Origin of the sequence: Duganella sp. SG902 (assembly GCF_013376005.1) — a bacterium.
In the GTDB taxonomy this organism is placed as follows: domain Bacteria; phylum Pseudomonadota; class Gammaproteobacteria; order Burkholderiales; family Burkholderiaceae_D; genus Rugamonas.
Genome location: NZ_JABMJK010000008.1, coordinates 125,582 through 148,014, shown reverse-complemented (window position 1 = coordinate 148,014; position 22,433 = coordinate 125,582). Strand labels below are relative to the sequence as shown.

Below are 22,433 nucleotides of genomic sequence, written 5' to 3'. Positions count from 1 at the left end.
TCAGCCCTCCGCCGCCAGCAGCGTCTCGGCGGCGAACGCGATCTCGGTCAGGTCGCTGCGCAGCCAATGCTCGCGCACCAGCGTCAGCACGTAGGCGCTGACGCTGCACGCCAGGCCGACCACGGTGGCGGTGAAGGCGGTGGTCATCGACTCGGCCATCTTCGGCAGATTGCCCTGGGCCAGGCCGGCCAGCGAGATGCCCATCGGGATCAGGGTGCCCATCAGGCCGAGCGCGGGGCCGACGCGCACCACGAAGCGCACGCCGTCGAGGCGGCGCACGCCGCTGGCGTCGGCGCGCTGCACCACGCGTTCGAGTCGCGCGTCCAGGGCCGGCTGGCCCTCCTTGGCGGCGAGCGCGGCGGCCATCTCCTGCTTGGCGGTGGCGACCAGCATGCGCACGCCACGGCGGCGCTCGAGCCACTCGGCGGCGAAGGTGCCGAAGCACACCAGCATATGCAGCACCAGCGCGGCGATGCCGAGCAATACCGGCAGGTAAAGCAGATTGGAAATGGAGTACAGCAGCGTTTCAATAGAATGAATCGCTGCGTCGACAGGCAGATTTTGCATAGACGGATTGTGAAAATCAGGGCGCAAACCGCTCACCTCCCCGTGAGCGGATTGAACAGAAATGCTGGTGACGCATGGCGCATTTCCACCTGTTTGGCCGGTATCCGGGCTGGCAAGCGACCCGCCTGACCTTCCCATGCATGAAGCACAGTGGTTTAGCGAAGCGGGTTGTCGTCGTATGACGACGCTCGTTGACCGTTGCGGGGGCAGCACAGGCTGGCCGGTGAAGGTTCCTGTTTCCCGTTTAACTGCGCACCTGGACAGGCACGCGGGCACCAAAACGTGGCGAGATTATACTGAAAATCCGGGGTCAGGTCCTCCATTTCTACACGAGCCCAGCGGTAGGCGTGCCTACCGCTGGGCTCGTGTAGAAATGGAGGACCTGACCCCGGAGTTAGCTGGCGAGGCTTTGGAGGATGGGGCAGTCGGGCCGATGGTCGCCGTGGCAGCAGCTGGCCAGGGTTTGCAGGGTGTCGCGCATTTCGGTCAGTTCGGCGATGCGCTGGTTGAGCTGCGCCACGTGCCCCATGGCGATGGTTTTGACGTCGGCGCTGGCGCGCTCCTTGTTCTGCCACAGCGACAGCAATTCGCGGATCTGGTCGAGCGAGAAGCCCAGCTGGCGCGCGCGTTTCACGAAGCGCAGCGTGTGCAGGTCGTTCTCGCCGTAGATCCGATAGCCGGCGTCGGTGCGCTTGCCCGGCGGGATCAGGGCGATGCTTTCGTAGTAGCGGATCATTTTCGCGGAAACGCCAGTGGCGGTCGCGGCTTGGCCGATGTTCATGCTTGCTTCTCCGGTTTCCAACGGCGCAACAGCAGCGCGTTGCTGATCACGCTCACCGAACTCAGCGCCATGGCGCCGCCGGCGACCATGGGGTTGAGCAGGCCGAAGGCGGCCAGCGGGATGCCGATCAGGTTGTAGATGAAGGCCCAGAACAGGTTCTGGCGGATTTTGTTGTAGCTGCGGCGCGAGATCTGGATCGCCGCCGCCACCAGCGCGGGATCGCCACGCATCAGGGTGACGCCGGCGGCGTGCATGGCGACGTCGGTGCCGCTGGACATGGCGATGCCGACGTCCGCCGCCGCCAGCGCCGGGGCGTCGTTGATGCCGTCGCCAACCATGGCGATGGTGGCGTGCTCGCGCCTCAACCCGGCGATCGCGCCGGCTTTGTCGGCCGGCAGCATGTTGGCGACAACGCGCCGTACGCCCAGTTGCGCGCCGACGGCGTCCGCGCTGCCCTGGTTGTCGCCGGTGAGCAGGACGGTGTCGATGCGCATGGCGTGCAGCGCTTCGATGGCGACCCGCGCTTGTGGCTTGATGCGGTCGCCGAAGGCGAGCAGGCCGAGCAGCTGTTTCGCGCCGGCGTCGGCCAGCCAGGAGATGGTGTGGCCTGTGCGCTCCAGCTCCTCGGCGCGGGCCGTCAGCGCGGACAGCGCCACGCCCTGCTCCCGCATCAGCCGCGAGCTGCCCAGCACCAGCCGCGCGCCGTCCACCGTGGCCGCCACGCCGCGCCCCGGCAGCGCGCTCACCTCGGCCGCCGTCAGCGGCGCGGCGTTGGCGCCCGCCGCTTGCTGGACGGCGCGCGCCAGCGGATGTTCGCTGCCCCGCTGGACGGCGGCCGCCAGCGACAGCAGGCGCGCCTGCTCCACGCCCGGCGCCGGCGCCAGCGCCGCCAGCGATGGCTGGCCTTCGGTCAGCGTGCCGGTTTTGTCGAACGCCACGGTGGTGATGCGGTGCGCCAGCTCCAGCGCCTCCGCGTCCTTGATCAGGATGCCGTGGCGCGCGGCGACGCCGGTGCCGGCCATGATGGCGGCCGGCGTGGCCAGCCCCAGCGCGCACGGACAGGCGATCACCAGCACCGCCACCGCGTTGATGATGGCCTGTTCCACATCGCCGCCCGCGAGCCACCAGCCGGCCAAGGTCAGCAGCGCCAGCACCAGCACCACTGGCACGAACACCGCGCTGACGCGGTCGACCAGGTGCTGCACCGGCGCCTTGGCCGCCTGCGCATCCTCCACCAACCGAATGATGCGCGCCAGTGTGCTCTCGGCGCCGATCGCGGTCACGCGCACCAGCAGCAGGCCTTCGCCGTTGATGGCGCCGCCCGTTACGCGCTCGCCGGCGTGACGCGCGACCGGCAGGCTTTCGCCGGTGATCAGCGCTTCGTCGACGTGGCTGGCGCCCTCGCTGACCACGCCGTCGGCGGCGATGCGCTCGCCGGGGCGGATGACGATGATGTCGCCAACGCGCACGTCACTGATGGCGACGTCAACATCCTGGCCGTCGCGGCGCACGCGGGCGGATTCGGGACGCAACGTCTGCAGCGCGCGGATGGCGGCGGTGGTCTGGCGCTTGGCGCGCGCTTCCAGCCACTTGCCCAGCAGGACCAGTGTGATGACCACGGAGGAGGCCTCGAAGTACAGGTGCGGCATGGCGGCCGCCGACAGCAGTTGGTAGACGCTCAGGCCATAGGCGGCGCTGGTGCCGATGGCCACCAGCAGGTCCATGTTGCCGCTGCGCGCGCGGGCGGCCAGCCAGCCAGCGCGATAGAAGCGCGCGCCCAGCCAGAACTGGACCGGCGTCGCCAGCAACCATTGCAGGCGGCCGTCCAGCATCCAGTGGATGCCGGCCAGCTCAAGCAGCATGGGTAACAGTAGCGGGAGGGAAAACAGCGCTGCCATCAACACGGCGAGGCCGCCCGAGGGGATCAGGTTCATTACGCGGGGAGCGGGGCCAGCGGCCGCCGTCGCCGCACCGGCGGGGTCCGCGGGGCCGGTGTGGGCGGACGCGCTCACGGCCGGCTCGAGCGGCAAGGCCTGATAGCCGGCCTTGTCGACCGCCTGCGCCAGCACGGCGAAGTCCACCGGCTCGGCCGATTCCACCCGCGCCATCTCGGTGGCGAGGTTGACGCTGACCTTGTCAACGCCCGGAACGGCCGCCAGCACCCGCTCCACCCTGCCCCCGCAGGAGGCGCAGCTCATGCCTTCAATTTTGATCGCTTGCTGGTTCATGGGACACCCGACGCTGTTATACCAACTACAGCATCAAGTATCCCACGATGGGAAGGTCAAGTGTTTTTAGCGGACTTCGCAGTCGACCGCGTTGGACTTGGCGGGCGCGCCGCCATTGCTCTGTTGCGGGACGGAGCTGTTAAATATAGGTGGCGGGCTGAATTTCAGGCCCGGGTTCTGCGGCACGACAATCGGCGGCACCTTGAAGCTCGGCGTGAAGCCGAACTGCCCGGCGTTAAACACCAGCGAGCCACCCTGGTTGCTCAGGTTGATGATGCCGTCGATCACCTGCACATACAGCCCCGGCGTCATCCCGCCCGGGCTGCCCGGGCTGCCCGGGATGACCGGGCTGACTGGCGACGGTCCCTGTGCCAGCATCAGCGGCTGCACCGGCGCGGCATCGCCCAGCGCGGCGGTGCTGGCCATCAGCCAGGCCTGGCGCGTCGCGGCAGCCTGCGCCACCGCCTCCGGCGTCGCCTCCACCCACTCGACGATGAAGGTGGTGCCGCGAATGCCGATGGTGGCGCTCGGCGTTTTCATCGAGAACTTTTCCTTGTTGCGCTTGCCCAGCAGGCCGGTCACCGAGCGCAGGCCGCCCTTCACCAGGTTGAACGAGGCGGTGTCGCCGCCCGGATTGCCGGCGTCGAAGGAAAAATTCTCCACCTTGAAGGTGGTCTGCGGCTTGAGCGTGATTTCGCTGTTGTCGATGAATTTCACCATGGCGTAGGTGTTTTTCTCGGTCACCAGCGTGTCGCCGCTCTCGACCTCGGATTTCATCGACAGGATGCGCACCGCGCCGTCCGCCTTCTTGGCCAGCAAGGGACCGCTCAGCTGCACCACGGTGCCGGCGACCTGCGCCGCCCAGCCGGCGCTGGCCGCGCAGCACAGCGCCAGCAACATCAGGGCCTTAATTGCAATACAGTTTTTTAACAGTTTCATTTTTGGTTCCGGTCTTGTCATTGTTCGCGGCATCGACTTTGTCAGCCGCCTTTTTATCTTCCGGCGTGGTGGACATGCCCGAACCGCCCGAGCTCGATCCGCCACCCGAGCCGCCGCCGCTACCGCTGCCGCCGCCAGCCTCGGTCGCCGCCAAGGTCTTGATGACTTCGGTGGCCGCGAACTGTACCGGCTTGACCGGCTCAGAGGCGGTCGGAGGCGACAGCACCTGGCAAAGCGCCGAGTTCGGCGCGATGGTGCAGATATCAGCCGAGACCGGCGGCGTCGGGGTTGGGGTCGGCGTCGGCGTCGGCGTCGGCGTTGGCGTCGGCGTCGGGGTTGGGGTCGGCTCAACCGGAGTTGGCGTCGGGGTCGGCTCCACTGGCGTCGGCGTTGGCGTCGGCTCCACCGGAGTCGGCGTTGGCGTTGGCTCGACTGGGGTCGGCGTCGGCGTCGGCGTGGGCTCGACCGGAGTCGGGGTCGGGGTCGGAGTCGGGGTCGGAGTCGGGGTCGGGGTCGGGGTCGGGGTTGGCGCCGAAATCAAGGTCGGCGACACCGGGTCGCCATTGCTGGTCACCGAGCCGCCCAGGTTGCTGTAATCGCTGGCGGTCATGGTCACCGCGCCGCTGGAACTGACAACTGCCGAGCTGCCGATGGTGATCTTGTTGTCGGCGCCGTAACCGGTGCCGGCCGCCAGCGTGATCGCGCCGGAGCTGCTGGTCACCGAGCCATCGATCACTAGCGGGCTGTGCGTTTGCAGCTTGATGAAACCGGTGGACGTGTCCACCGTGCCGGCGATCGTCATGCCACCGGTGTTATCGATGGTGATGGAGCCGTTGTTGCCGCCGCCGGCGTCTACCTGGCGCACGTCGTGCACGGTCATCATGGTCGGATGGGCCGGATTGTTGACGTTGGCGATATTGATCACCGCCGTGCTGGCGCTGCCTGCGGTATTGGTGGCCGTCAGCTCGGACACCTTGGTCGCCAGCGGCGTCGAGGAGCTGCCGATGCCCGCCGACGCGTTCATGGTCAGCGTGTTGGCGGTGATAACGCCGCCCGGCACAGTGCCGCCTCCCTTGACGATGGCGCCGCTCACCACGTCCAGCACGACGTCGCCGGCGCTGGTCACGCCGGCGATGTTGTACAGCTCGGTGCCGCCGGTGCCGCCTTGCAGGGTGGCGATGCTCAGGGTGCCGGTATTGGAAAAACTCAGGTCGCCGCTGCCGCCCTGGCTGACCGCCAGGTTGCTCACCTGGTTGCCGGCGTTGTTCAACGTGATGTTGCCCGAGGTCTCTACGCCCAGGTCCCGCACGTTGATGACGGCGCCTTGTGTGATGGCGCCGCCGTTGCTCAGCAGGCCGATGCGCGTGGTCTTGCTGTTGCGGCTGGCCACGGTGGTGCCGCCGCCGCCAATGATGCTCTCCACCATGATGTCGCCGACGTTGAGCGCGGTGTCGGTCGAACCGAGGCCCAGCGTTGGCGCCACCAGGTGCCACAGGTTTTCCACCACCAGGCAATTGGAGCTGCAGGCCGACGACGTGCCGCCGATCGACATGCTGTAGCCTGCGGTGCGCGGGTGGATGCTGGCGATGTCGGCGGTCAGATCGGCGTTCAGCGTCAGCGTGTTGGCGCCGATCTCGAACAGGCCGGCGCTGCTGGCCGCCTCGATCGCCACCGTGTTGCCGGTCAGGCGCACCGGTTTCGTCTTGCCGTCGATGGCGTGCGCCACCGTCAGCGTGCCGGCGGTCAGGTCGACCACGCCGGTCGCCAGGGTGCCGGTCAGCGTGACCGCGTCCACCTGCAGCGCGCCCATGTTCTTCACAGTCAGCGAGCCGACGCTGGAGGCGCTCAGCGCGTCGATCTGGTTGGTGGCGCCGGTCAGGCTGACCGCGCCCGGCGTGCTGACGAGCAGCGAGCTGGCGTCCAGCACGCTGGTGCCGCTGACCTGGGTGATGTTGCCGGTGCCGCTCAGCGACAGCGTGCCGGCGGTGCTGATGGAGTTCAGGTTGACCGCCATCCCCGAGTTGTAGCTGAAGTTGCCCTGGTTGGCCGAGCCGCCCACCGCGGTGGCCTTGTTGGCGCCGGTCAGGCTGACATCGGCGCCGGTGGCCACGGCGTTCAGCGCGCCGGCGGTGATCACGCCGCCGCCGGACACGCCGGTGCCCTGCAGGCTGGCGTTCTGCTTGTTGACGTTGACGGGGCCGGTTACCACCAGGTTGCCGCCGGCTTCCACGCTGAGCTGGTCGTTGACGGTGGTGCCGGTCAGGATGATGGCGTTGAGGGTCATGCCGTCGGTGTTGTGCACCGACAGCGAGCCGACGCTGGTCGCGCTCAAGGCGTCGATGTGGTTGGTGATGCCCGGCAGGCTCACCGCCTTGGCGGCGGTCACCGTCAGCGATGGCGTGTCCAGCGTGACGCTGAGATCCTGCGTGATGTTGCCGCCGGTCGACTTGAGCGTCATGCCGCTGGCGCCGCTGACATTGCCGTTGATATCGAGGTTGCCGGTGGCGGTCAGGCTGACCGTGCTGCTGGCGTTGATGGTGTCATTGACTTCCAGATTGCCGGCCTGGTTGAAGGTGAACGCGCCATTGTTGGCATAACCGCTCAGGCCGCCGACGACGTTGGCGCCGCTCAGCGCGACCGAGCCGCCGTTGACCGCCAGGTCGGCGGCGCTGATGGCGCCGGCGCCGTTGATGGCGCCGCCGCTCACGGTAGTGAGCTTCAGCTCGCCCTGCACCTTGAGTGCGCTGGACACGGCAATCGAGCCGCCCCGCAGGTTGAGCTGGCCGACGGCCGCGCTGCCGCTGCTCAGGTCGACCGCGCCGCCCACCGTGATGGCGCCGTTGTAGGTTTCCCCCGAACCGATGTCGATGAAGCCGGCGCTGATGTTCTTCAGTTCCGCCTGCGTCAGGCTGAGTTTGCCGCTGACCTCGGCGCCGAGGCTGATGCCGACCGAGCTGCCGTAGGCATCGATGGTGACGCCTTCGGCGTTCACCGCGCCCGCCAGGTTCATCTTGTTGCCCACCAGCGCCACGGACGTGATGCCGGAGAAGCCGGAGCCGCTGGCGGTGCTCAGCGTGCCGGTGCCATCCACGCTCACGCGCACATGGTTGGCGTTGCTGATGGTCTTGCTCAGCGTGATGTCCTTGCCGCTCTCCAGCAGCAGGTAGTTGACGCCGCTCGGGCTGACATCGCCGCCGGTGGTGATCGTGCCGGCGCCGCTGTGGCCGATCGCCAGGCTGCCGCCGGAAATCGACGCCAGGCCGGTGGCGCTCAGGCCCAGCTTGCCCGTGCCCGTGCCGCCCAGCACGATGTCGCGGCCGCTGCTGTAGCCGGCCAGCGCGATGGTATCGAAACCGTCGGCGGCGCCGCTGCCGATGCTGTGCCCGGCGCCGTTGAGGTTCATATTGTCGGCTATCAGCGAGATCAGGGCCTCGTCGCCGCCCGCCACGTCGATGCGGCTGTTGGCGCCCATGGTGATGTAGCCATTGGCCACATTGGCGCGCAGGTCGGCATTGCCGCCGCTGACATCGATCCAGCCGTTGACGGTCAGATACGAGCCCTTCATGTTCAGCGTACCGCCGCCGGTGCTGATCACATACCCGTCGCCCAGGTTGGCCACCGTCACGCCGCCCACGCCGCTGGCGAAGGCGGGATCGTTGGCGGTCAGGTTGATGTCGCCGGTCATGTGAATCGGCGCGTTGACCCGGATGTCGTTGCCGGCCTGCGCCGTCAGGCTGACATTGCTGGTGTTGTAAATGGCGGAACTGAAGGTCAGGTCATGCTTGGCCTGCAGCACCACGTTGCTGCTGGATTCCGAGATCAGATCGGCGCCCACCGAAGTGGTGCCGCTGCTGGCGCTGCCGAAGGTGGCCGCGTCGGTCAGGTCGCCGCCGCGGCCGGTCACGATCTCGAGGTCGTACGGGTCCAGCAGCCAGGTGCCGGTCTTGCCCTTGGCCGCGCTGGTGTTCACGCGCGCGCCGGCCACGTCCAGATAATCGCCGGAGGTCTCCACCAGGCCGCCATTGCCGTGGCCGGCGGCGCGCGCCGAGATGGCGCCGTGCATGCGGGTCGCTTCCTGCGACCAGGCCACCACCGTGCCGCCATTGCCGTCGCCGGTGGCGTCGGCGCGGATCACCGCGTCCTTGCCCACGTAGGTGGACTGGGCGTTCATGAGCGCCGCGTTCTTGCCCTGGTAGTCGCCGCCGATCAGCACCTTGCCGCCGCCGGCCTCGCCGCTGGCGTCCACCACCGCGTTGCCGGTCACGCCCACTTGCGCGCCCAGCAGCACGATGTCGCCGCCGGTGTTGAGGTTGGCGCCGGTGGCGGTGGTGCTGCTGCCCGCCTCCACCAGCGTGGTGCCGCTGGCCTTGAGCACGATCTTGCCGTTGGCGCCGCGCACGGCGCTGTTGGCGTTGATGCTGCCGCGCTGGTTGACCAGCGCGCCGAACACGCCCACGCGGCCGCCGGCCGCGACAATGCTGCCCAGGTTGACGGCCTGGTCGCTCGGCGCCGACACCACCACCTGCACGTTCGGATCGGCCGAGTCGAACAGTTGCACGCTCCTGCCCGCGGCCAGCACCACGTCGCCGTTCGGCGAGGAGAGGACGCCGCTGTTTTCCACCGCCGGCGCGATCAGGAAGATCTGCCCGCCCGACGGGGTGGTGATCGTGCCCTGGTTGCTGACCTTGCCGGCGTTGGCGCCGCCGTCAAAGTTGTTCTTGCCCGCCAGGAAGTCGGCGTTGGAGATGTTCAGGCTCGATGCGACCAGGCCGTTGACGTCCACGCGCGCGCCGGCGCCGAACAGCACGCCGTTCGGATTGATCAGGAACACCTTGCCGTTCGACTGCAGCGAGCCGAGGATCTGGCTCGGGTCCTGGCCGGTGATGCGGTTCAGCACCTTGCTGTCGGCGCTCTGCTGGATGAAGCGGGTGATCTCGCCGGCCCCGATCGAGAAGCCGCGCCAGTCGATGATGGTGTTGGGGGTGTTGGTGATCGAGTACAGGCTGCCTTGCTGATTGAAGGTAGCCATGCCATGGACCACGGTCGGGGCGACCGGGTTCGCTTGCGCGGTGCTGAAGGCGGCGGCCACCACCACGGCCAGCACCTTGCGGCGCATCTTGTATGGGATTTGCGGTTTCATGAGTATCTTCTTCAATCAATAAGCCAGGCCCACGCGCACGTGCAGGCGGTTGGCGCCATCGCGGGTGGTGGCGCCGGCCTTGGTGACATGGCCGTAGTCCAGTTGCAGGTTCACATACGTGGACAGCACGAAGCGCGCGCCGACGCCGGCGCTGGCGATGGAAGTGCTGTCCAGTTCGCCCGGCAGCGCCTTGTTGCGACGGATGTAGGCGCTGTCGTAGAAGCCCAGCAGGCGGCAATTCCAGCCCGCCCGCGAGCACAGGTTCGGCGTATAAGCTTCCAGGTTGACGCTGAGGCCGGAATCGTTGGAGATTTCCCGCTCGAGGAAGCCGCGCACCGAGGTGGCGCCGCCGGCGCCGAACTGCTCGCCGGGTATCAGCGCGTCGTGCGAGTACTGGCCATTCAGGATGGCGCGCACCTGCCACTCGTTGCTGAAGGCGCGGGTGAAGCTGCCGGCCACCCGCACGATGGTGTAATCGGCCTTGGCGCCGGTGCGCGCGGCCGTGAAGGCGTCCTGGCCGCCGTTGGAGCCGCCGGAGATATTGCGCAACAGGGTGATCTGCGCGCCGGCCTCGCCCAGCTTGATCGGCGCGCTGGCCTGGTAGCTGATGCTGACCGGGTGCACGGTGACGTCGTTGCCCAGCTCGGTGCCCAGCAGCTGCACGCTGTTCTTGAAGGCTTTCACGTCCACGCCGTAGCTCAGGTGGGAATCGAGCTCGCCGCGCTTGGCCAGCGCCTGGTTGTAGCGCGCGCCGTACACGGCGCCCTTGCCGCTGACGGCCAGGTTGAAGGCGCCGGCCGTGATGGTGCCCGAGTCGACGTTGGAATAGCTGGCGAAGAAGTCCAGCGAGTCGCCGCTGGCGTACAGCGGAATGTGGTAGCCGGCGCCGTACACCTTCACCCGGCCCGGTTCCTCGGCCGAGGTGGTGTACTGCAGCGAGGCCAGGTGGTCGCGCCCGAACAGGTTGGCGTTCTGCAGGATCACGCCGAGGTGGGTCTTGCCGGTGGCCTCGGTGCCGGTGTTGTCGGCGTTGGCCATCAGCTTCCACGGCGACTCGTCCTTGACCTCCAGCACGGCGTCGACCTCGTCGGCCTGCTCGCCGCCCTGCAGCTTCATGGTGACCTGCTTGGCCGGATTGTCATTGCCTTGCTTCAGGTTGGCAGAGACCGCCTTGAGGTTGGGCGACCGGCCTTCCTGCAGCGCCGGCAGGCTGCGGCGGATATTGGCCTCGTCGAAATACCGGTTGTTCTTGACCGACACGCGTCCGATCTTGGTTTCCACCACCCGCAACACCACCACGCCGCCATTCAGCTCCTGTTCCGGCAGTTCAATCGTGACAACGTTGTAGCCGCGATCATGATAGACTTTCTCCAGTGCCTCCAGCGCGCGCTGAACGTCGCCGAAGTCGCGCTGCTTGCCGCTGTAGCCGGACAGCACGGCATCGATCTGCTGCTGGGTCAGCAGCGTGTTGCCCTTGACTTCGAAGCGGGAAATTTCAAAACGGATGACGCTGTCATCCGTCGCATCCGCGCCCCATGCGGAAGCAACGGCGGCGGCGAGTAGCGACCCGGCAAGCAGGCGCGTTAAGCGGTATCTCATGTTATGGACTCTGTTTTATTTGGCAGCTGGCACTGTCAACAATCTTGGTATTTTTGTTATTTTACAATAACAATCTTTCCCCGATGCTAGCATAGCAATACCCCTCTGAGACGGGTTCTTGGCTGTGGCCGCCGCAAGTGTTGGATTTCTGCGTGTCAATAGTTGCAATATGGACCCGCTGACCACCGGTTACGCCGCTACTTGGTCTCGAAGGTGGTGACGCCATCCCAGCCGTCGCCCGGCGGGTGCGCGCGGTAGTGGTCGATGCGCTCGAGATACAGCTGGTACAGGCCGCGCCCGGGCGACACGCCCCGCAGCTCGGCCAGGATGGCCGAGGCCTCCTCCCAGCGCTGGGCCCGCACCGCCGCCAGCGCCTCGTGCCAGCGCTCGACCTCGCGCCGGGTGGCCTCGTCGGTGTCCCGCGCCAGCGCGATCGGCTCGAAAATGGCGACCGGCTCGTTCTTGCCCTTGACCCGCACCAGGTCCAGCTCGCGGTAAGTGAATTCCGGCGCCGCCGCGCGCGTCGCCTCGCCCACCGCGATGCCGACGCCGTACACCTTGGTGATGCCCTCCAGCCGCGAGCCCAGATTGACCGCGTCGCCCATCACCGTGTAGGCGCGGCGGATGTTGGAGCCCATGTCGCCCACGTGCATCATGCCGGTGTTGAGGCCGATGCCGATCTTCAGCTCCGGCCAGCCGCGCGCGAGGAAGTCCTGGTTGAGGCGCTGGGCGCTGGCCTGCATCAGCAGCGAGGTGGCGACGCCGCGGCTGGCGTGGTCGCTGAAGGCCACCGGCGCGCCCCAGAACGCCATCACGGCGTCGCCGATGTACTTGTCCAGCGTGCCCTGGTGGGCGCTGCGGATATCCTCCGACATGGCCGTCAGGTACAGGTTGATGTATTCGCGCAGCTGCTTCGGCGTCAGGCCTTCCGAGATGGTGGTGAAGCCGCGCACGTCGACGAACATCACGGTCAGCTCGCGGCTTTCGCCGTCCATGTTGTACTGGTCGGGATCCTCGGACATCTGCTCGACCAGCTCCGGCGCCACGTATTCGCCAAAGCGCGACACCAGCCCGCGGTTGCGGCGCACCTCGCCAAAATAGCCCCACGCCACGTTCACCACGAACAGGCTGACAATCACGATCACCAGCATGGCCAGGTTGAAGATCAGGTCCTGCCCGCTGTACTGGTAGTAATTCAGGCCCACCACGGCGGCCAGCGCCACGCTCCCCAGCAGGATCACGCGCAGCGGCGACAGCGCCGCCAGCGCGAAGCTGAGCACCAGGCCGGCCACCAGGATCTCGCCGGCCTCGGCCACGAACGCCCAGTACGGCCGCGACTTGAAACGGTTGTCGAGGATCGACTTGATCAGGTTGGCGTGGATCTCCACCCCGGGATATTCGGGATTGACCGGCGTGGCCCGCAGGTCGACCAGCCCCGGCGCCGTGGTGCCGATCAGCACCACCGTGCCCCGCAGCAAGTCCTGCGGCGCGCGCCCGGTCAGCACGTCGGCCGCCGACACGTAGCGGAACGAGCCGCCGTGCGGGCCGCCGCGGCCACGGTATTGCACCACCGTGCTCATCGCCTCGCCCACCGGGATCACACGCTGCTTGCGCCCCGGCAGCAGGATGGTCAGGGCGTCGTAGCCGCCGCTGTCGAGCTGGTTTTGCGACAGCTGGTCGGCGGTTTCCGTCATCAGCGGCTTGACCGCCAGCGCCTTCAGGTACAGCGAGGCGGTGGCCAGCGACAGCGAGGGGTAGTAATGCTCGCCGACCTGCTGGATCAGGTAGGCGCTGCGGACGATGCCGTCCGGGTCGGTCACCACCGAGAAGCTGCCGGCGCCGGCCGCAGCCTGCGTCAGCACCGGCACGTTGGCCTCGAAGCCGGGGGCGTTGTAGGCCAGCAGCTCGCGGCCGTTCAGGTCGGCCTCTGAAAACAGCGGCTTGGGCAGCGCGCCCTTGATCTGGTCCGGCGACAGGTTGAAGCCGAGGATCACCGGCTTGCCCGCCAGCGCCGCCGCGAACACGCCGTCGTAATCCATCATCGGCTTGAGCTGCTCCAGCCGCTGGCGCAGCACCGGCACGTCCCTCAGCTCGGTCTTCGACAGTTTCTCCAGCACGTTGTAGCCGGACGAGGTGTCCGGCTCGGGGAACGAGATGTCGTAGCCGACCGCCGCCACCTTGTAGTGGTCGACCAGTTGCGAGATCAGGCTGGCCTGCACGTTGCGGCTCCACGGGAAGCGGCCGAACTCGGTCAGCGACTTGCCGTCGATGTCGACAATCACGATGCGCTGGTCCAGCGTGGGCGCCTCCAGCTTCATGCGCTCGCCGGCCCACAGGTTGTCGAGGCGGGCGATGGTGTCGTTGCTGAACAGCGCCAGCGAATAGGCCACGCCGATGGCGGTGATCAGCATGCCCAGCAGCCAGCGTTTCCAGTACTTGGCGACGACCTTGGTGAATTTGGCGGGAAGCAGGCGCATCAGGGCGTGTAGCCGGGGATCCTGGCTTCGTCGATGACGTCGATCTGTTTTTCGTCCATGTTCTTATGGGCGAATTCGAGATAGATTTTGTTGCGGATGAAGATGTCGAACAGGTCCGGATCGATGTGGCCGTTGAGCGAGAAGTTGCCGAGGATGCGCAGCGACTCGGACAGCATCTTGCCCTTCTTGTAAGGCCGGTCCCGGGCGGTCAGCGCCTCGAAGATGTCGGCGATCGCCATCACCCGCGCCTGCACCGACATCTGGTCCTTGGTCAGGCCGCGCGGATAGCCCTTGCCGTCCATGCGCTCGTGGTGGCCGCCGGCGTATTCCGGCACGTTCTTCAGGTGCTTGGGCCACGGCAGGGCCTCCAGCATCTTGATGGTCATGACGATGTGGTTGTTGATTTCCTTGCGCTCGGCGTCGGTCAGGGTGCCGAACTTGATGGTCAGGTTCAGCAACTCATCGTCGTCGAGGAAATCGCGCTCGACGCCGTCCGGGCCGACCCAGCGGCGCTTGCCGATCTGGCGCACGCGCTCCTGGTCCTCCGGCTTCATGCCCTCGCCGCCGATGTTGGCCACGCGGATGAATTCGCGCTCCTCGCGCAGCGTGGCCTGCTGTTGCGCCAGCTCCGCGTCGATGGCGGCGCTGTCGGCGCCCGGCGCCAGCTTGCGCCTGAGGGCGGCGATCTCGGCGTCGCGCAGCAGCACCTCGAAGCGGGTGTCGATCATGCCGATGCGGTCGACGATGGTTTCCAGCTTGGTGGCCTTGTCCACCACGTGCACCGGGGTGGTGATCTTGCCGCAGTCGTGCAGCAGGCCGGCCAGCCACAGCTCCTTGCGGTCGGCGTCGGTCATGCGGAAGTCCGCCAGCGGGCCGCTGTCGGTGTTGTGCACGGCCTCGGCCAGCATCATGGTCAGCTCGGGCACGAACTGGCAGTGGCGGCCGGTGTACGGCGACTTGTCGTCGATGCCGATGTTGATCAGGTTGACCAGGGACTCCAGCAGCTCTTCCAACTGGATGATCAGACGCTGATGGGTCAGCGCCACCGCCGCCTGCGCGGCCAGCGCCTCGATGAAGCGCTGGTCGGTCTGGCTGAAGGCGAGGATCTCGCCGGTTTCCTTGTCCTTGGCGTTAATCAGCTGCAGCACGCCCACCAGCTCGCCCTCGTGGTCTTTCATCGGCACCGTCAGGATCGATTGCGAATGGTAGCCGCGCAGCTGGTCGAACTTGACCATGCCGGAGAAGTTGAACACATCGGCCTTGTACACATCCTCGATATTGACCGACAGGTGGAAGTGGGCCGCGTAGGCCGCCACCGCCGACAGGTTTTTCTCGCCCTGGTCGTCGTACAGCGGCACGCCCCCGCTCACCGGCACGCCGCTGGTGCCGCCCTGGCGGATGTTGAGGGTGTCGTTGAACAGGATGTGGAAGTTCAGGTGGCGCTTGTCGTCGCTGGGACGGTACAGCGTGCCGCCGTCCGCATTGGTCATGCTCTTGGCAACCATGAGTATGCGTTCCAGCAGCGAATCGGTGTCGTGATTGCTGCCGAGCTGGACGCTGAGCTCGGTCAGCTGGTCCAGGCGCTCCGCGATTTTGGTGTGGTTCAACTCTTGCATGGTTGTTTTTTTAGACAGCGTTTTGGACAGGCACAAGGGCGCGCAAGACGCAAGCGCAGTTTGGAAGTGTAGCTCTAGTGCAAGCTGTTGTACATCAGGAAATTGGCGATGCGACGAATTTGCATCGGCTTTTCCCCCTTGTTGCAAAAAAAAGTTATTATCGGCCTAGGTAACGAAGCAACAAATTAACAACAATAAGGGCGTTTATCAGGGATGGCGTATGAAATTTAAATTTTGGGGAGTCCGGGGTTCCATTCCCTCCCCGGGTCCGCGGACGGCGCGTTACGGCGGCAATACCACCTGCATCGAAGTACGCACCGACAACGACACCCTGATCATCCTCGATGGCGGCACCGGCCTGTTCGCGCTGGCGCAATCGCTGATCCAGAATAAAACCAAGCCCATCCACGCCAACATCTTCATCACCCACAGCCACTGGGACCACATCCACGGCCTGCCCTTCTTCACGCCGCTGTTCATCGCCGGCAGCCGGGTGCGGCTGCATGGCGTCACCGACCCGGTGACCGGCAACGGCATCGAGCACGTGATGGGGGTGCAGCTGCAAAACAGCTACTTCCCCGTCAGCGAAACCCAGATGGACGCCACCATCGAGTACCAGACGCTGGAGGTGGACCAGCCGGTCGCCGTGGGCGACGCCACCGTCAGCAACGTGGTGATGAACCACCCGGTGACCGACCTCGGCTACCGCATCGAATGCAACGGCCGCTCGCTGTTCTTCACCGGCGACCACGAGCCGCACTACAACATCCATCCGCCCGGCCACCCCGAGCATGCCGCCTACGAGCAATGGATGACCGAGCGCAACGCCGCCATCGACGCCACCGTGCGCGGGGTCGACGCCCTGATCGTCGACTGCTCGTACACGCGCGAGGAGTACCCGGCCAAGCAGGGCTGGGGCCACGGCACCTTCGACTCGGCGTTCTCGCTGGCGCTGCGCACCGGCGCCAAGGCGCTATACTGCACCCATCACGAACCGACGCGCGGCGACGACGAGCTGGAAGCCGTGTTTGCCGAAGTCATGGCGCGCCACGCCCCGCTACTGGGCGATCTGCAGGTTTTCCTCGCATACGAAGGCATGGAAGTCCAACTCACTTAGCGGAGCGATCATGAATGACGCCGGCCCCAGCACACGACCTAGCGACGTCGATCTGCGGCTGGCGTTTTTTCAGAAGTTGCAAGCGGTCACCACCAAGATCCACGCCACCAGCAACCTCGATGAAATCATGCTCGACCTGGGCATGGAATTCTGCGACCTGTTCAACTGCGACCGCTTCACGCTGTACGCCATGGACAAGGAGAAAGACTACATCGTCTCCAAGGTCAAGACCGGCCTGACCTCATTCCGCGACCTCAAGCTGGCGGTCACGCCGGCCAGCATCGCCGGCTACGTGGCGCTGACGCGCAAGACCGTCAACATCGCCGACGTCTACGACCAGAGCGAGCTGGCGCGCTACTCGCCCGAGCTGCGCTTCCAGCGGGGCGTGGACCAGCGCACCGGCTACCGCACCAAGCAGATGCTGGTGGCGCCGCTGATCGCCGTGCAGTCGCGCGAGCTGCTGGGCGTGGTCCAGTTCATCAACAACCGCGACCGCGTGCCCTTCTCCAGCATCGCCGAGGATGGCGTGAAGGAATTGTGCGAAACCTTGTCGGTGGCCTTCTCGCAGCGCATGAAGCCGCCACAGATGGTACGCACCAAGTATGACGGGCTGGTGACCGGGGCGGTGATCTCGGCGCAGGAGCTGGAGCTGGCCACGCGCGGCGCGCGCGCCAGGGCGGTCGACATCGAGGATGTGCTGATCGACGAATACGAGATCAAGCCGGCCACCATCGGCGTCTCGCTGGAGAGGCATTTCGGCGTGCCGTACGAGCACTTCCGCGCCGACCGCCTGAAACCGGTGGAGCTGCTGAAGAACCTCAAGCGCCAGTACGTCGAGGAAGCCGGCTGGCTGCCATTGGAGGACGGCAAGGACGGCTTGCTGGTGGTGGCGCTCGATCCCGAGCGGGTGGCGCACACCCACATCGTCGAGCAGATCTTCCCGCGCGCCAAGCCGCTGTACCGTGTCACCTCGCAGCGCGAATTCCGCCAGATGGTGGAATTGTTCTTCGGCCATGGCGACAACGCCAGCGTGGGCGACCTGCTGTCCGGCATGGACGACAGCTACGACGAGGATGGCGAAGGCGCCGGCGAGGTGTCGGAGGCGGTGGAGAACGAGCTGGTCAAGCTGCTCAACAAGATCATCATGGACGCCCACCGCCAGGGCGTGTCGGACATCCACATCGAACCGCTGCCGGGCAAGGGCAAGACCGGCATCCGCTTCCGCAAGGATGGCACGCTGGTGCCCTACATCGAAATCCCGGCCAGCTACCGTGCGGCGCTGGTGGCGCGCGTGAAGATCATGTGCGACCTCGACATCTCCGAGCGCCGTAAGCCGCAGGACGGCAAGATCAAGTTCAAGAAATACGGCCCGCTCGACATCGAACTGCGGGTGGCGACCATACCCTCGTCGGGCGGGGTGGAGGACATCGTCATGCGCATCCTGGCGGCAGGCGAACCGATCCCGCTCGACAAGCTGGGCGTGCTGCCGTTCAACCTGGAACGCCTGCGCGAGACGGTCAGCAAGCCCTACGGCCTGTTCTTCGTATGCGGCCCGACCGGCTCCGGCAAGACCACCACCCTGCACTCCGTGCTCAACTACCTGAACACGCCGGACACCAAGATCTGGACCGCCGAGGATCCGGTCGAGATCACCCAGAAAGGCCTGCGGCAAGTGCAGGTCAACCGCAAGGCCGGGCTGGACTTCGCCACCGTGATGCGGGCCTTCCTGCGCGCCGATCCGGACATCATCATGGTGGGGGAAATGCGCGACAAGGAGACCGTCAGCATGGGCATCGAAGCCTCGCTGACCGGCCACCTGGTGTTCTCCACGCTGCACACCAACAGCGCGCCGGAATCCATCGTGCGGCTGCTGGACATGGGCATGGACCCGTTCAACTTCTCCGACGCGCTGCTGGGCATTCTGGCGCAACGCCTGGCCAAGCGCCTGTGCGGCAAATGCAAGCAGGCTTACGAGCCGTCGCCGGCCGAGCTGGACGCCCTGCTGACTGAATACTGCGAAGACCTGCTCGACAAGTCCGTGGTACTGGCGCGCTGGCGCCAGCAATACACGAAAGACGGCAAGTTCACGCTCTACCGCGCGGCCGGCTGCGACGAGTGCAACAAAGGCTACAAAGGCCGCGTCGGCCTGCACGAGCTGATGGTCGGCACCGACAAGGTCAAGAAGCTGCTACAGGAGCACGCGCGCGTGGCTCAACTACTGGCCGCCGCGCTGGAGGACGGCATGCTGACTCTGAAAATGGACGGCATCGAGAAAGTCCTCCTCGGGATCACCGACATCAAGATGGTGCGGGCGGTGTGCATCAAATAACCGCGCGGTTTGCGGCGACGGTCTGCCAGCGCGCGCAGGTGGGCCAGGCCGGCTTTCAGGTTGTACGAGCGGCCGGCCAGCATGGCGCTGACCAGTTGCGTGGCGATCGCCAGCGCGGGCGCGCCGGCCGTGGCCGGCAGCACCAGCCGGTAGCGTCCCTGCATGCGCGGCACGACACCGACAAAGCCGATCGCGACGTCGTTCAGCACCAGGCGTCGCAATTCGATCGCGGTCTGCTGCACCAGCTCCACGAGGGGCGGCACGGCGTCGGCGCGTTTGCCGACCACGCCGCGCAGCCGGCGCAGGCCGGGCAGGACGTTGTACAGGCGTTTCTGCAGCTTCTCGGTCGCTTCGGGCGTGACCGCCTCATCCAGCTCCAGGATGCTGAGCAAACACGGTTGGGTGGAATAGCGGTTGCCGCTCTCCAAGTAGCGTTGGTCTATGATTTTCATGGCAGATATTGTGCGCCCCAGAGCGCGCGCACGAAAGCAGCGTCCGTCGCAAGACCTTGTAAGATCAGGCTTACATCAAACTTGCAAGGAAGTTATTTACGCCAGCTCCAGCACCGACGGCAACTGCTTTTCAAAGCACACCGCCAGCGGATTGCCGATGTACTTGCCATAGTTGGCGATGCGGGTATAGCCGCGCGCCTCGTAAAAATCGACCGCGCGCCGATTGACCAGCCGCGTTTCCAGCCAGATCGCCTGATACCCCATGGCAACCGCCTCCTCTTCGAGATAGCGCAGCACGGCGCTGCCCACGCCACTGGTGCCGTGGCGCGCGTACATGCGCTTGATCTCGGCGACGCCGGGCTCCAGCGGACGCAGCGCGCCGCAGCCGAGCGCGGCCCCGTTGAGATCGCGCGCGACCACGAAACAGGCCATCGGCCCGCGCACATCGTCGACATCGAACGACGACCTGCCGCCATCGCCGGTAATCGCCTCCAGCGCCGTCGACAGCTCATCCATCAAAGCAAGCGAATCGGCCGCGCCCGGGTCTTCCATTGCTAGTTGGATCGTGGTCATGATTAATCCGGAGTCAGGTCACGTATATGGCCATTTTACACGCCGTAATGCCAGACACAGCATTCGGGGTCAGCTCTGACATTCGGACAGCGAACGCTCATCTTTGATTTAGCTCAATACGCAAAAATGCCAGGATTTTCGTATTGAGCTAAATCAAACATCTGGTGCGCTTGTCCGAATGTCAGAGCTGACCCCGAATTTATTGCAGGGTGCAAATGACCAGCTCGGGGTCGGCGTTGATGCGGATCGGGATGCCGCTGCAGCCAACGCCGCGACTGACGATGAGGTCGCCATTGCCGGTGACCGGGAAGCGGGCGTAGTAGAACGGCCGCGATAGCGGCCCTTGCGGCATCACCAGCGGCGTGCCGTTGGGCAGGGCGATCTGGCCGCCGTGGGTGTGGCCGGCGAAACCGACATCGTAGCGGTGGCCGTTCAACATCAGCAGCCCGTCCGGCGCGTGCACCAGCAGGATGCGGGTGGCGCCGGCGCCGGCAAAGGTGGCGTCGCCATCCGCCTCGCCGGTCCAGGGGTCGTCCATGCCGCACACCGAGACGCTGTCGAACGGCGCCGGCAAGGCAACGCCGCGGTTGACCAGCATGGTGACGCCTGCCTCGCCGAACAGGCGCGCGATCTCCGCGTCGTCGGTGGTGAGGTCGTGGTTGCCGAACACCGCGAACTTGCCCAGCGGCGGCTGGCACGCGGCCAGGCCCGGGCACAGCAAGGCGGCGTTGCGCGCCGGCCCGGTGACGTAGTCGCCGCCCAGCAGCAGCACGTCGGGCTGCTCCTCGGCGATTTTGGCGAACAGGTCGGCGAAGATGGCCGGATGGGTCGGACGGCCGGCGTGGAAATCGGAGGCGAAGCCGATTTTCAGCGGTCGGCGCAGGCGGCGCTCGGCCGGCAGCGTGACGCTGTAGCGGGTGACGCCCATGCGCCCATGCAGCCCGCAGTGGTAGCTGAGGGCGCTCACCAGCCCGCCCAGCGTGGCCATGTTCATCACGGCTTCCAGGCCTTGGCGGTATCGGGAGTAACGCTTGCTGCGAGGAGGACTCATGGGGATCGGGCTGGATTAAAAAACGGACCCGGGATGATAGCGCATCCCGGCACCGAATGCGCTATAAAGCGGCGTCTGCCAGCACCGATGGCCGCAGGGCGCGCATGCGCACTTCGCTGAAGTAGCCGCCGGCTTCGGTGTAGCGCAGGTAGTGGCGACCGCACTTCACGCAGCGTACGACGTGACTGCGGTTGCAGGGAAAGTAGCGCGGCGCGATGGGGGCGTCTTCGCTGTGGTAGCGGGTGCCGTTGGCGTGGTATTCGGCAAAGGTCGGCTCGGTGTATGGGTCTGCCACCAGCGTGGCCACTTCCTCGAACTGATCCAGTTCCAGCGTCAGCGGAACGGCCCGCCATGCCAGCAAGGCGGCATCGTGGCAACCGCACTGCGCGGTCACCGCCGCCGACCGCTGCGCCAACTGCATCAAACCCGCAAAATCCATCGCCATCATCTGTCGCTCATCAAAAGAATGTCGATTCTACTCGCGCCAATTTGAAGTCGCAAAATGCGTCTTCCAGAAAAAAAGGGAGCCGAAGCTCCCTTTGGTTTTACATGATGTGATGCCCTATCCACCAGGCGATCGCGGCCACGAAGGCCGAGGCCGGGATGGTGAAGATCCACGCCCACACGATGTTGCCCGCCACGCCCCAGCGCACCGCCGACATCTTTTGCGCCGAACCGACGCCGACGATGGCGCCGGTGATGGTGTGGGTGGTCGACACCGGCACGCCCAGCGCGGTCGCGGTGAACAGGGTGATGGCGCCGCCGGTCTCGGCGCAGAAGCCGCCCACCGGTTTCAGCTTGGTGATCTTCTGACCCATGGTTTTGACGATGCGCCAGCCGCCAAACAGGGTGCCGAACGAGATCGCGGTGTAGCACGAGACGATCACCCACAGCGGCGGCTCTTTGGCGCCGGCGGTCGAGTAACCGGCCGCGATCAGCAGCATCCAGATGATGCCGATGGTTTTCTGGGCGTCGTTGCCGCCGTGGCCCAGGCTGTACGATGCGGCCGAGAACAGCTGCAGGCGGCGGAACCATTTGTCGACCCGGCGCGGCGTCGAGCGCACGAAGATCCACGACACCAGCAGCATCATCAGCGAGCCGAACACGAAGCCCAGCAGCGGCGACAGCACGATGAACACCACGGTCTTGATCAGGCCGGCCGAGATCAGCGCGCCGGTGCCGCTCTTGGCCACGGCCGCGCCCACCAGACCGCCGATCAGCGCGTGCGACGACGACGACGGGATGCCGTAGTACCAGGTGAAGATGTTCCACACGATGGCGCCCACCAGCGCGCCAAAGATGACGTACTGGTCGACCACGCCCGGATCGATGGTGCCCTTGCCCACCGTGGCCGCCACGGTCAGCTGGTGGAACACGAAGATGGCGACGAAGTTGAACAGGGCCGCCATGGCGACGGCGGTTTGCGGCTTGAGCACGCCGGTCGAGACCACGGTGGCGATCGCGTTGGCGGCGTCATGGAAGCCGTTCATGAAGTCAAATATCAGCGCCAGGGCGATCAGCATGCCCAGCACGTAGATACTGATTTGTAGGGTTTGCATGGGTA

Annotated in this window: 15 protein-coding genes and 1 riboswitch; of the genes, 2 read left to right on the top strand and 13 right to left on the bottom strand. The window is 66.1% G+C overall.

Annotation, left to right across the window (positions count from 1 at the left end; genetic code table 11):
- The 8 genes from FHW83_RS18210 to FHW83_RS18175 form a co-directional block, all read right to left on the bottom strand.
- Window positions 1-567, bottom strand: a complete 567-nt coding sequence (locus FHW83_RS18210; protein WP_176647755.1) for a MotA/TolQ/ExbB proton channel family protein — start codon at window positions 565-567, stop codon at window positions 1-3.
- 77 nt (window positions 568-644) lie between these two features.
- Window positions 645-862: riboswitch (cobalamin riboswitch) on the bottom strand.
- Window positions 863-961: 99 nt separating this feature from the next.
- Window positions 962-1,348, bottom strand: coding sequence for a Cu(I)-responsive transcriptional regulator (cueR, locus tag FHW83_RS18205; RefSeq protein ID WP_176647754.1), 387 nt, complete (start codon window positions 1,346-1,348; stop codon window positions 962-964).
- A complete protein-coding gene (locus tag FHW83_RS18200) occupies window positions 1,345-3,576 on the bottom strand; it encodes a cation-translocating P-type ATPase (protein ID WP_229224254.1) in 2,232 nt (743 codons plus the stop codon). The genes cueR and FHW83_RS18200 overlap by 4 nt, the downstream gene beginning before the upstream one ends.
- 66 nt (window positions 3,577-3,642) lie before the next feature.
- The gene (locus tag FHW83_RS18195; protein ID WP_176647753.1) at window positions 3,643-4,515 is read right to left on the bottom strand and encodes a FecR domain-containing protein; all 873 of its coding nucleotides are present in this window, start codon (window positions 4,513-4,515) and stop codon (window positions 3,643-3,645) included.
- The gene (locus FHW83_RS30820) at window positions 4,484-9,655 is read right to left on the bottom strand and encodes an S-layer family protein (RefSeq protein WP_229224253.1); all 5,172 of its coding nucleotides are present in this window, start codon (window positions 9,653-9,655) and stop codon (window positions 4,484-4,486) included. The genes FHW83_RS18195 and FHW83_RS30820 overlap by 32 nt, the downstream gene beginning before the upstream one ends.
- Window positions 9,656-9,670: 15 nt before the next feature.
- Entirely contained in the window at window positions 9,671-11,254 is a 1,584-nt protein-coding gene (locus FHW83_RS18185) for a ShlB/FhaC/HecB family hemolysin secretion/activation protein (protein WP_176647752.1), read from the bottom strand.
- 197 nt (window positions 11,255-11,451) lie between these two features.
- On the bottom strand, window positions 11,452-13,731 hold the full coding sequence (locus tag FHW83_RS18180; RefSeq protein ID WP_176647751.1) for a CHASE2 domain-containing protein: 2,280 nt from the start codon (window positions 13,729-13,731) through the stop codon (window positions 11,452-11,454).
- The gene (locus FHW83_RS18175; RefSeq protein ID WP_176647750.1) at window positions 13,731-15,347 is read right to left on the bottom strand and encodes an HD domain-containing phosphohydrolase; all 1,617 of its coding nucleotides are present in this window, start codon (window positions 15,345-15,347) and stop codon (window positions 13,731-13,733) included. The genes FHW83_RS18180 and FHW83_RS18175 overlap by 1 nt, the downstream gene beginning before the upstream one ends.
- 220 nt (window positions 15,348-15,567) lie before the next feature.
- On the opposite strand from FHW83_RS18175, the gene FHW83_RS18170 reads away from it, so the two are divergent.
- Together FHW83_RS18170 and FHW83_RS18165 are read left to right on the top strand one after the other, a co-directional pair.
- Window positions 15,568-16,464: an MBL fold metallo-hydrolase gene (locus tag FHW83_RS18170; RefSeq protein ID WP_176647749.1), complete on the top strand. Its 897-nt coding sequence runs from the start codon at window positions 15,568-15,570 to the stop codon at window positions 16,462-16,464.
- 10 nt (window positions 16,465-16,474) lie between these two features.
- Complete coding sequence (locus FHW83_RS18165; RefSeq protein ID WP_176647748.1) at window positions 16,475-18,793, top strand: GspE/PulE family protein; 2,319 nt, start codon at window positions 16,475-16,477, stop codon at window positions 18,791-18,793.
- Here FHW83_RS18165 and FHW83_RS18160 read toward each other — a convergent pair.
- From FHW83_RS18160 to FHW83_RS18140, 5 genes are all read right to left on the bottom strand, one after another.
- Window positions 18,676-19,245: a hypothetical protein gene (locus tag FHW83_RS18160; RefSeq protein WP_176647747.1), complete on the bottom strand. Its 570-nt coding sequence runs from the start codon at window positions 19,243-19,245 to the stop codon at window positions 18,676-18,678. The two genes, FHW83_RS18165 and FHW83_RS18160, sit on opposite strands and share 118 nt — an antisense overlap.
- A gap of 96 nt (window positions 19,246-19,341) precedes the next feature.
- Window positions 19,342-19,818 (bottom strand): GNAT family N-acetyltransferase, encoded by a 477-nt coding sequence (locus FHW83_RS18155; protein WP_176647746.1) that lies wholly within the window; start codon window positions 19,816-19,818, stop codon window positions 19,342-19,344.
- Window positions 19,819-20,017: 199 nt separating this feature from the next.
- The gene (locus tag FHW83_RS18150; protein WP_229224252.1) at window positions 20,018-20,869 is read right to left on the bottom strand and encodes a metallophosphoesterase; all 852 of its coding nucleotides are present in this window, start codon (window positions 20,867-20,869) and stop codon (window positions 20,018-20,020) included.
- A gap of 61 nt (window positions 20,870-20,930) precedes the next feature.
- Window positions 20,931-21,317 carry a hypothetical protein gene (locus FHW83_RS18145; RefSeq protein WP_176647745.1) on the bottom strand — a complete coding sequence of 129 codons (387 nt, stop codon included), beginning with the start codon at window positions 21,315-21,317 and terminating at the stop codon, window positions 20,931-20,933.
- 97 nt (window positions 21,318-21,414) lie between these two features.
- A complete protein-coding gene (locus FHW83_RS18140) occupies window positions 21,415-22,428 on the bottom strand; it encodes an inorganic phosphate transporter (protein WP_176647744.1) in 1,014 nt (337 codons plus the stop codon).
- Window positions 22,429-22,433: the final 5 nt, after the last annotated feature.

Excerpts from the sequence above, each read along its gene's own strand:
- FHW83_RS18210 (WP_176647755.1), bottom strand. The coding sequence starts at position 567 with ATGCAAAATCTGCCTGTCGACGCAGCGATTCATTCTATTGAAACGCTG.
- cueR (WP_176647754.1), bottom strand. The coding sequence starts at position 1,348 with ATGAACATCGGCCAAGCCGCGACCGCCACTGGCGTTTCCGCGAAAATG.
- FHW83_RS18200 (WP_229224254.1), bottom strand. The coding sequence starts at position 3,576 with ATGAACCAGCAAGCGATCAAAATTGAAGGCATGAGCTGCGCCTCCTGC.
- FHW83_RS18195 (WP_176647753.1), bottom strand. The coding sequence starts at position 4,515 with ATGAAACTGTTAAAAAACTGTATTGCAATTAAGGCCCTGATGTTGCTG.
- FHW83_RS30820 (WP_229224253.1), bottom strand. The coding sequence starts at position 9,655 with ATGAAACCGCAAATCCCATACAAGATGCGCCGCAAGGTGCTGGCCGTG.
- FHW83_RS18185 (WP_176647752.1), bottom strand. The coding sequence starts at position 11,254 with ATGAGATACCGCTTAACGCGCCTGCTTGCCGGGTCGCTACTCGCCGCC.
- FHW83_RS18180 (WP_176647751.1), bottom strand. The coding sequence starts at position 13,731 with ATGCGCCTGCTTCCCGCCAAATTCACCAAGGTCGTCGCCAAGTACTGG.
- FHW83_RS18175 (WP_176647750.1), bottom strand. The coding sequence starts at position 15,347 with ATGCAAGAGTTGAACCACACCAAAATCGCGGAGCGCCTGGACCAGCTG.
- FHW83_RS18170 (WP_176647749.1), top strand. The coding sequence starts at position 15,568 with ATGAAATTTAAATTTTGGGGAGTCCGGGGTTCCATTCCCTCCCCGGGT.
- FHW83_RS18165 (WP_176647748.1), top strand. The coding sequence starts at position 16,475 with ATGAATGACGCCGGCCCCAGCACACGACCTAGCGACGTCGATCTGCGG.
- FHW83_RS18160 (WP_176647747.1), bottom strand. The coding sequence starts at position 19,245 with ATGAAAATCATAGACCAACGCTACTTGGAGAGCGGCAACCGCTATTCC.
- FHW83_RS18155 (WP_176647746.1), bottom strand. The coding sequence starts at position 19,818 with ATGACCACGATCCAACTAGCAATGGAAGACCCGGGCGCGGCCGATTCG.
- FHW83_RS18150 (WP_229224252.1), bottom strand. The coding sequence starts at position 20,869 with ATGAGTCCTCCTCGCAGCAAGCGTTACTCCCGATACCGCCAAGGCCTG.
- FHW83_RS18145 (WP_176647745.1), bottom strand. The coding sequence starts at position 21,317 with ATGATGGCGATGGATTTTGCGGGTTTGATGCAGTTGGCGCAGCGGTCG.
- FHW83_RS18140 (WP_176647744.1), bottom strand. The coding sequence starts at position 22,428 with ATGCAAACCCTACAAATCAGTATCTACGTGCTGGGCATGCTGATCGCC.